Origin of the sequence: Nocardiopsis alkaliphila YIM 80379 (genome assembly GCF_000341005.1) — a bacterium.
Taxonomy (GTDB): Bacteria; Actinomycetota; Actinomycetes; order Streptosporangiales; family Streptosporangiaceae; genus Nocardiopsis; species Nocardiopsis alkaliphila.
The window spans coordinates 109,326-118,142 of record NZ_ANBD01000039.1; the positions used below are offsets into that span (position 1 = coordinate 109,326).

Genomic DNA, 8,817 nt, shown 5'->3' on the forward strand with positions numbered 1-8,817 from the left:
CATGATCGGGGAGGTTCCCAACGGTTCCAACACCATGGGGATCGCCTCGCTTCCCATGAACGTTCGACACAACGTGGGACGCCTCACAGAGGCGACTGGTTCTGGAATGTGTTACTTGAGCCGTTCCTCCAGCTCGGGGACGATGAGCCGGGCCAGCGGCGTACGGTGCCCGTCGATTCTTGAGACAATGTTCCTCCAGACCCACCCGTCCGAGCAGATGCAGGAGCACCATGGACCCCGACCGCGTCCTGGAGGGACTGGACCCGGAACAGACCGAGGCGGCACGTGCTCTGCGTGGGCCCGTGTGCATCCTGGCGGGTGCCGGAACGGGCAAGACGCGGGCGATCACGCACCGGATCGCGCACGCGGTGGCCGGCAACGTCGTCGGTGAACAGCAGATCCTCGCGGTCACCTTCACCGCTCGTGCCGCCGGTGAGATGCGTGGTCGGTTGCGCGCCCTGGGCGCCCCCCGAGTCCAGGCGCGTACCTTCCACGCAGCCGCGCTGCGTCAACTCTCCTACTTCTGGCCCCAAGTGGTCGGCGGTGAAAAACCCACCTTGATCGAGAGCAAGATCAAGGCGGTGGGGCGCGCCGCCCACGCCGTGGGTCTGCAACCGGACAGGACCGGACTGCGCGACCTCGCCGGCGAGATCGAGTGGGCCAAGGTCACCCAGGTTCGCCCCGGTGAGTACGACAAGGCGATCGTCAAGGCGGGACGCCAGGCCCCGATGCCCGCGGGCGAGGTCGCCCGGGTCTTCGAGGCCTACGAGGAACTGTGCCGTGAGTACAACCTCCTCGACTTCGAGTCCATGCTCGAACTCACCGCGGGGATGATCACCGAGTACCCGGCCATCGCTCAGCGGGTCCGTGACCAGTACCGGTACTTCGTCGTCGACGAGTTCCAGGACGTCAACCCGCTCCAGAAGCTGCTGCTGGACGCCTGGCTGGGCGACCGAGACGACCTGTGCGTGGTCGGCGATCCCAGCCAGACCATCTACTCCTTCGCCGGCGCCACCCCCGCCTACCTGACCGGGTTCGCCGACCGCTACCCGCACGCCACCGTGGTCCGGCTGGTCCGCGACTACCGCTCCACCCCCCAGGTGGTGCGGGTGGCCAATCACGTCATCGCCCAAGCCAAGGGGGCCACATCCGCCGGGCACCTCACCCTTCGAGCCCAGCGTTCCGATGGCCCGGACCCCCTCTATCAGGAGTACGACGACGAGCTCGCCGAGGCCACCGGTGTCGCCCGCAAGATCAGCGTCCTGATGGAGGGCGGTCTACCGGCCCGTGAGATCGCGATCCTGGTACGCACCAACTCCCAGTCCGCCGCCTACGAACAGGCCTTGAGCGACCAGGGTGTGCCCTTCACCGTGCGCGGCACGACCCGTTTCTTCGAACGCCCCGAGATCCGGCAGGCCGTGCACGTCCTTCGCGGGGCTCGGCGTGGTGCCGCCGATGAACAGGCCGAGCCCTTGGTTCGGACGGTGCGCCACCTGCTCTCCCAGATGGGGCTCACCGACACCGCGCCGGAGGGCCGGCAGGCACGCGAGCGTTGGGAGTCGCTGTCCGCCTTGGCCCAACTGGCCGAGGACATGGCGGCCAAGCCCGGGCCGGGTGGAGGCACCGCCACCATGGGCGACTTCGTCGAAGAGCTCGAAACCCGGGTGAGCACCGAGCACGCACCCGGTTTCGAGGGGGTCACCATCGCCTCCCTGCACTCCGCCAAGGGCCTGGAGTGGGACGCGGTGTTCCTCGTCGGACTGACCGAGGGCATGATGCCCATCATCTACGCCGAGACCGACGAGGAGGTCGAGGAGGAGCGCCGACTGTTCTACGTGGGTGTGACCCGTGCTCGTGAGCACCTGGCGATGTCCTGGTCGTTGTCTCGCTCGCCCGGGGGGCGCAAGACCCGCAAACCCTCACGTTTCCTCGACGGGCTCCGTCCGGCGTCACCCTCTACGGGTGGACGCCGCGACCGCCGTAAGAGCGGGGTCACGCGTTGCCGAGTGTGCACCAACGCGCTCACCGACGTCACCGAACGCAAGCTGGGCCGTTGCCTGGATTGTCCCTCCACCTACGACGAAGCGTTGTTGGAGCGCCTGCGAGACTGGCGACGCCTGACCGCGCAGACCCAGAAGGTGCCCGCCTACGTGGTCTTCACCGACGCCACCCTCCAAGCCATCGCGGAACAGGAACCGGGTAGCGTCTCGCAGCTGTCCGCCGTATCCGGTGTCGGCGCGGCCAAGCTGGATCGTTACGGTGAAGCGGTGCTCGCACTGGTCGCGGGACGCGATCCAAGGGAGCCGGCCGTTGGTGACGGAGAGGACGAGGATGAGTGAGCGCGACGGGATCGGGCGGGGAGGACAGTCCCTACCCGAGCTTCTGAAGGTGCTGGACCTCGAACAGATCGAGGTCAACATCTTTCGTGGAAGCAGTCCGGCCGAGGGTCCACAGCGGGTCTTCGGCGGGTTGGTCGCGGGGCAGGCCTTGGTGGCGGCGGGGCGGACGGTGCCCTCCGAGAGGTACGTGCACTCCCTGCACGCGTACTTCATACGTCCGGGTGATCCCTCGGTGCCGATCGTGTACGAGGTCGATCGCGTGCGCGACGGGCGTTCCTTCACCACTCGCAGGGTCGTGGCGATTCAGCACGGCAAGGCGATCTTCACGCTGTCGGCCTCCTTCCACAAGGAGGAACCGGGGTTGGACCACCAGATCCCGATGCCGGACGTGCCTCCGCCCGAGGAACTGCTCAGTACGCGGGACCGGCTGCACGAGGCGTTCGGTAAGGTGCCCAACTTCGTTCAGTGGCACCCCATCGAGATGCGTCCGGTGGGTGCGATGTCCTTCGAGGCCGAACGTGATCCGGGGTTGCGCACCGCCACCAACCCGGTCTGGTTCAAGGTCGACGGCAGGCTCCCGGACGATCGACTCACCCAGGTGTGCTTGATGACCTACGCCTCCGACATGACGTTGCTGGACACCGTCCTGTTGCGGCATGGACGTTCGTTCGCGGGCATCACCATGGCCAGCCTGGACCACGCCATGTGGTTCCATCGTCCCTTCCGCGCCGACGAGTGGCTGCTGTACGCGCAGGAATCCCCGACCGCCCAAGGCGCACGGGGGCTGGCGCGGGGGTTGGTCTACACCAGAGACGGACAGCTGGTCTGCTCGGTGGTGCAGGAGGGCATGATCCGCGTGGTGGACGCCGAAGGCTGGGACTGAGAAAGCCCTCGGTGCCGGCCCGTTCACATGGCCGGCGTCCATTCGCCTCGGCCCCTTTTTCGAACCCGATGCGTGGGGTTCGGCGGGCGGACCCGGGAGGACGTCTCGACAGGGCGGGGGAAGGGTCGATGCCTTTCGCCTCGGCCTCCCCTTCGTGGAAGTTCTGGCCGGATGTGGACGTTTTCGCAGGTCAAAAATAGGTTGCCGTCTTTCTTGGGCATCCGTAATGTGTACACCGTCGCAATGACCGCTCTTGGTACAGGTGAAAGATCCTGTGCCCGACCTTGAAGGAGGTGCCTGATCTGATGACGACGAAGAACCAGTGGATCCCCGACCTCGACGCCGCGTGGCGTCCGTTGTCGTCCCATGTCGTTTCGGGCACCGACCTGAGCGGTGGCGTCATCGACGGCGCCTTCGCCGGCGACCGGATGAACACCGTGGGCGTGGAGTTGCTCATCGCGGACATCTCCCTGCTCAAGGGGACCAGTGTGTCCGAACCCGGTGTCCTCGGTGGCCTGCGACGCGATGAGTCCGGACCTGCCCTTGCTCACGGCGAGTTCACCGGTGGCGTCCACGCCCGTATCGAAACCCCGCGCCGTTATGGCGCACTGGGGGAGTGTCCACGGAGGACTCCGGTCTAGACCGGCGAGTCCACTCCGTGGCCGCGGACCCCAGCACAGGGGCCCGCGGCTTTCTTTGTATCTCCGTCACGGCCCTCCGTCCCCCAGGGACGGGGAGAAGACGGCGGCATCGCAGAGTCCAGGTCCCGCACCGGACCGGTTCCGGTGACCGAACACCGACCGCGTTGTACGAACGATCAAAGATCTTGGAGGGTACCGATGCTTGCGTCGGTCCTGGTCACGCCCCAGCTGGGTGAGGTCGACATTCCCTGCCGTCTCGAGCCGGACCTGTTCTTCGCCGAGGCCCCCGCCGACGTCGAGGCCGCGAAGGCCATCTGCGGGAACTGCCCGATCAAGGAACAGTGCCTGGCGGACGCTCTGGAGCGGAGCGAACCGTGGGGCGTCTGGGGCGGGCAGCTGCTCGTCTCAGGTCAGGTCGTGGCGCGCAAGCGTCCCCGGGGTCGTCCTCGGAAGAACCCCGCTCCCGTCGCCGCCTGACGGCACCTCACCCCACCAAGCCCTCACGAACCGGAAGGACCCGAAGGACGATGATGCAGGAACTCATGCGCATGGTGCACTGGAGCGAGGAAGAACCGCGTGACCGTCAGCTCAGAAGGATCGGTGCCCGGCACCTTCGCGCCCGCCGGCGTGAACAGCGCCGTGCGGAGGCGGCGATCATGGAAATCGCGTGGTCGCGGCTGTGTTGACGCCGGGCGAGGTTCGCGCGGCGCGTCGATGAACGAGACCGAACGGTCCCCTCGCCCCGGGCCCGTCCGGTCTCGTTCGTATAACCAAAAGCGAACGCATCCGACCCGAGGAAGCGTTGACGTGGCCCGTCTCACCGCCCGGAAGTGGTGCGGGCCAGGGCGGAATGTGCTACCTGGTGGTGTTTTCCGGTTCGGATCGATGACCCGGAGGGGAAAACACCTCGACGGTATTTCGATGCGGGGGACACCTGTTCGGAAACGCTCCGCTGGGCTACCGTAAAGTTCGTGCCCTCGAACACCAAAGTCGAGGTACGACGCAGTCCTCGTCGCCGACGCACCGTGTCGGCCTACCGGGACGGGGACACCACGGTCGTCCTCGTGCCCGCCACGTTCTCCCGCGCAGAGGAAAAGCGCTGGGTGGAGCAGATGCTGCGAAAACTCGAGGCGAGGGAGGGCCGGCGCCGCCCCGGTGATCGGGAACTCCACGAACGCGCCGTCGAACTGGCCGTGCGTTACCTGGACGGTACACGGCTTCCCGACAGCGTCCGCTGGGTCGACAATCAGAACACCCGCTGGGGCTCGTGCACCCCGGACACCCGGACGATCCGGATCTCCCGCCGTGTCGCCGGAATGCCTTCCTGGGTGGTCGACTACGTCCTCGTTCACGAGCTCGCCCACCTGCACGTTCCACATCACGGCCGGGAGTTCTGGGACCTGGTGCGTCGTTACCCCAAGGCGGACCGGGCCCGGGGCTACCTGGAGGGGTACAGCGCGGGCAGCCGCTCCGAAGGCTGCGCGCACACAGGGGAGGGCGAGGAGCTCGAAGTCGACGAGATCGCCCTCGAGGAATAGATCCGGCCGCGTTCACCTTCCGGGTCAGGTGTCGCCAGGGGCGCGGGAACGCTCCAGTTCCTCGCGTATCCGCCACAGTGTGACCGCGCTGATCGACAACAGGACTCCGACGAGGACGACGTAGTAGATCGTCATGCCGCCCCAGGAACCGGAGACCCACGCACGCCCCACGATCGCGATCATCAACAGGGCCAAGAAAACGCAGATCATCTGCCCCGAGCGGAACGAGCGGCGCTTGTGCTCGAAACGGATCCGGGCGGCCTCCCGTGCGTCGATCCGACCGGCCGCCTCATCGACCACGGCCCTGATGACCGCCTTACGGGCACGCTGGGCGCTCAGGAAGATGACGAGCCCGCCGAGCATGCCGACGACGGTGATCAGGGACATGGAACCGTCCTCAGGGATGGACCGGACCGTGCGCACGCACCGCGTCCACGGCGGCACGGACCAGGTCGCGCACCGAATCGTCGGTGGGTTCGGGCAACTCCTCGACCGGGAACCAAGCCAGGTCCGCGGACTCGTCCGGGTCACGGACCAGCACCGCGTCATTGGGAGCCACGGCGGCGAATTGGACGTCCAAGTGGTGACTTCCGCCACCGCAGGGCACCGGGTGACGGTCCAACCGCACCGGTTCGGCGAGCATGGTGATGTCGCTGATCCCGGACTCCTCGCCGGCCTCCCGCAACGCCGCTCCGACCAAGCTGGTGTCGGCCATCTCGCAATGTCCACCGGTCTGCAACCACATGCGGTGGACGCGATGCAGGACCAATGCCACCCGGGTGCCGTCGGCGGAGACGATCGCCGAACTCGCGGTCAGGTGCCCGGGCAGACACGTTCGCCACATCGCGTCGGGGTGCGCCTCCAAGTGCTCCAGGTAAGAAGTACGCAACGCCTCTTGAGCGGAGTCGGGGGCGCCCCAGGCGGTGAGCACCGCCTGAGCGTCCTCGCGCAGGTTCACTCCTCGCCCTTGTCGTCTTCACCCGGCTTGGGCTTCTCCCCACCGCCGGGCTCGGTCAGCGACGAGATGTCGAAGTCCACGCCCTCGTCGCCACGCCCGTGGACGAAACCGTCGGGGTCGTCCAGGTCGTCCCCGCCGGGCATCAGGTCGGGGTGTTGCCACACGGCGTCGCGGCCCTCCACCCCACGGGCCTCCTCCAACGCCGCCCACAGCGTCCCGGCCTCGCGCAGTCGGCGCGGACGCAGCTCCAGACCGACCAGCGCGGCGAAGGTGTGTTCGGCGGGGCCACCGGTGGCGCGGCGGCGTCGGGTGGTCTCGGCCAAGGCCTCGGCCTGTGGGAGCCGCTCGCTCACCGCGGACGAGACCACGGTCGCCACCCAGCCCTCGATCAGGGCGAGGGTGGTCTCCAAGCGGGCCAACGCGGCCTTTTGCTGCGGGGTGTCCTCGGGCTGGAGCAGTCCTTCGGCGCCCATGCCACCGGACATGATCTCCTGGATGGCCTCGGGGTTGGTGATGTCGATCTCGCCGAGCTTGTCCTCCAGCCCGCTCACGTCGTAGGACATGCCGGCCGCGTACTCCTCGACCAGGCGCGACAGGTGGGAGCGCAGCCAAGGTACGTGTGAGTACAGCCGGTGCACGGCGGCCTCGCGGGCGGCCAGGTACAGGCGGATCTCGTCCTCGGGGATCTGTAGCCCCTCACCGAAGTGGGCCACACCCGAGGGCAGTAGCGCGGCGTTCCCCTCACCGGCCAACGGCAGGCCTACATCGGTGGTACCGATCACCTCTTGGGCCAGTTCGCCGATGGCCTGGCCGGCCTGTTGCCCGACCATCATGCCGCCCATCTGCTGGATCATGCCCAGCAGTGGACCGGCCATGGAGGACATCTCCTCGGGCAGGTTCTGACCCATGGCCTGAACGGTCTTGGCCGTCAGGGGGTCGCACAGTTGCGCCCATGAGGCCATCGTCTTCTCGATCCACTCCGAGCGACTCCAGGCCTGAGCGGTCTGGAGCCCGGAGGGGAGGTCGGTAGCCTGGTCGAGCCATAGGTCGGCGAGGCGTAGGGCCTCCTCGATCCGTGCGTAGTCGGCGGGCGGCACGCTGGGGTCCCCCTTTTGGGACACCGTGTGCCGCGCGATGTTCTTGGCCATGTCCCAGTTGATGCCGGACGTCGAGGACGCCGTGGTCTCCCCGGAGGAACCGGGGGAAGGCTGGGACGACATCATGTCCGCGAATTGGCGGAGCATGTCGGCCATCTGTCGCGGGTCACCGAACGGGAAGCCGTCCGGCGTTCCGGAGTCCCCCCCGCCCGGGCGGCCGCTGCCGGCACCCGAGCCGGAGTCGCCAGAACGGCGCCCGGACTCGTCATCGGGATCGTTCGGCATGCTGAAACCGAAAGGCAGGTCGCTCACAATAAGACCTCAGGCAGGATTAGGTTTGGTCTCCACTGTCACGTTAGCTGGGAGTCGCCCGGAGTGAATACCCAAAGCAGCCAGGTTCGCCCAGAGCACAGCCCTTCGGGCCGAACGGGAACGGTGGTCGCGGTCACCGGTGCCGCGTCCGGTGTGGGCCGGCTTCTCGTGCAACGCCTGGCCATGCCTGAAGGTTCCATCCGGGCGAGAGAGGTCGTGGCGATCGACGACGAGTTCGCGGACCTTCGTGGAGTCACCTGGCGGATCGCCGACGTCTGTGATCCCGGTCTGGTCTCCCGTCTGGACGGTATAGACGTCCTCGTGCACACCGCCGACGACCGTTCCCTGGAGACCAAGCCCGCCCTACGCAGGGAACACAACGTCCTGGCCGCCCAGACGGTTCTGACCGCCGCGGCCGCCGCGGGTGTTCCCCGAGTCATCCTGGTCACCAGCACCATGGTCTACGGCGCGGCGCCCGACAACCCCGTCCCGTTGCCCGAGGGCGCCACCCGGGTATCGGACAACAGCGAGGGCCTGATGGGCGACTTCGCCGAGGTCGAGGAACTGGCCGAACGGGCTCGCCGGGCCCATCCCGGCCTGACGGTGACCGTGGTGCGCCCCGCGCCCTTGGTGGGTCCGGAAATGGACACCCTCCTGAGCCGGCACTTCGCGGCGCCCCGGTTGCTCACCGTCAAGGGCCACCAGCAGCACTGGCAGTTCTGCCACGAGCAGGACCTGGTCTCCGCCTTGGCCCACTGCGCCCTGCACGGGGTGACGGGGGAGGAGGGGGTGGTCGCCGTGGCCAGCGAGGGTTCCCTGTCCCAGGGGGAGGTCGAGGAGATCGCCGGGATGAAGCACTTCGAGGTCGCCGCCAACCTCGCCTTCGGGGCGATGCGCCGCTTGCACCAGGCCCGGATCACCCCGGCGGCCGCCGGGGAGATCAAGTTCCTCGTCTACCCGTGCGTGGTGGACTGCTCCACGCTGCGCGACGCCGGTTGGAAACCCGCCTACGACAACGAGTCGGCGTTGCGGGTCCTGTTGGAGTCCAG

The 8,817-nt window shown here is 67.7% G+C and carries 10 protein-coding genes; 7 read left to right on the forward strand and 3 right to left on the reverse strand.

Going from position 1 to position 8,817, the window contains the following annotated elements; translation table 11 throughout:
- Positions 1 to 230 precede the first annotated feature (230 nt).
- The 6 genes from D472_RS0105870 (at position 231) to D472_RS0105895 (ending at position 5,401) form a co-directional block, all read left to right on the forward strand.
- Positions 231 to 2,339 (forward strand): ATP-dependent DNA helicase UvrD2, encoded by a 2,109-nt coding sequence (locus D472_RS0105870; RefSeq protein WP_017603572.1) that lies wholly within the window; start codon positions 231 to 233, stop codon positions 2,337 to 2,339.
- Complete coding sequence (gene tesB / locus D472_RS0105875) at positions 2,332 to 3,222, forward strand: acyl-CoA thioesterase II (RefSeq protein WP_017603573.1); 891 nt, start codon at positions 2,332 to 2,334, stop codon at positions 3,220 to 3,222. Before D472_RS0105870 ends, tesB begins: the two co-directional genes overlap by 8 nt.
- 305 nt (positions 3,223 to 3,527) lie before the next feature.
- Positions 3,528 to 3,863: a hypothetical protein gene (locus tag D472_RS0105880; protein ID WP_017603574.1), complete on the forward strand. Its 336-nt coding sequence runs from the start codon at positions 3,528 to 3,530 to the stop codon at positions 3,861 to 3,863.
- A 198-nt stretch (positions 3,864 to 4,061) separates the two neighbouring features.
- Complete coding sequence (locus tag D472_RS0105885; RefSeq protein WP_017603575.1) at positions 4,062 to 4,340, forward strand: WhiB family transcriptional regulator; 279 nt, start codon at positions 4,062 to 4,064, stop codon at positions 4,338 to 4,340.
- A gap of 50 nt (positions 4,341 to 4,390) precedes the next feature.
- Complete coding sequence (locus D472_RS28570; protein ID WP_017603576.1) at positions 4,391 to 4,549, forward strand: hypothetical protein; 159 nt, start codon at positions 4,391 to 4,393, stop codon at positions 4,547 to 4,549.
- A 285-nt stretch (positions 4,550 to 4,834) separates the two neighbouring features.
- Positions 4,835 to 5,401, forward strand: coding sequence for a M48 metallopeptidase family protein (locus D472_RS0105895; protein WP_017603577.1), 567 nt, complete (start codon positions 4,835 to 4,837; stop codon positions 5,399 to 5,401).
- 24 nt (positions 5,402 to 5,425) lie between these two features.
- On the opposite strand, the gene D472_RS0105900 is transcribed toward D472_RS0105895, so the two are convergent.
- Genes D472_RS0105900 through D472_RS0105910 form a run of 3 tightly spaced genes read right to left on the reverse strand, consistent with a single transcriptional unit; the run spans position 5,426 to position 7,768 of the window.
- A complete protein-coding gene (locus D472_RS0105900; RefSeq protein ID WP_026117432.1) occupies positions 5,426 to 5,788 on the reverse strand; it encodes a hypothetical protein in 363 nt (120 codons plus the stop codon).
- A gap of 10 nt (positions 5,789 to 5,798) precedes the next feature.
- A complete protein-coding gene (locus D472_RS0105905) occupies positions 5,799 to 6,359 on the reverse strand; it encodes an NUDIX hydrolase (RefSeq protein WP_017603579.1) in 561 nt (186 codons plus the stop codon).
- Positions 6,356 to 7,768: a zinc-dependent metalloprotease gene (locus D472_RS0105910; RefSeq protein ID WP_017603580.1), complete on the reverse strand. Its 1,413-nt coding sequence runs from the start codon at positions 7,766 to 7,768 to the stop codon at positions 6,356 to 6,358. Before D472_RS0105910 ends, D472_RS0105905 begins: the two co-directional genes overlap by 4 nt.
- Before the next feature lie 123 nt (positions 7,769 to 7,891).
- Here D472_RS0105910 and D472_RS0105915 point away from each other — a divergent pair.
- On the forward strand, positions 7,892 to 8,817 hold a 926-nt coding region (locus D472_RS0105915), incomplete at its 3' end, for an NAD-dependent epimerase/dehydratase family protein (RefSeq protein WP_017603581.1).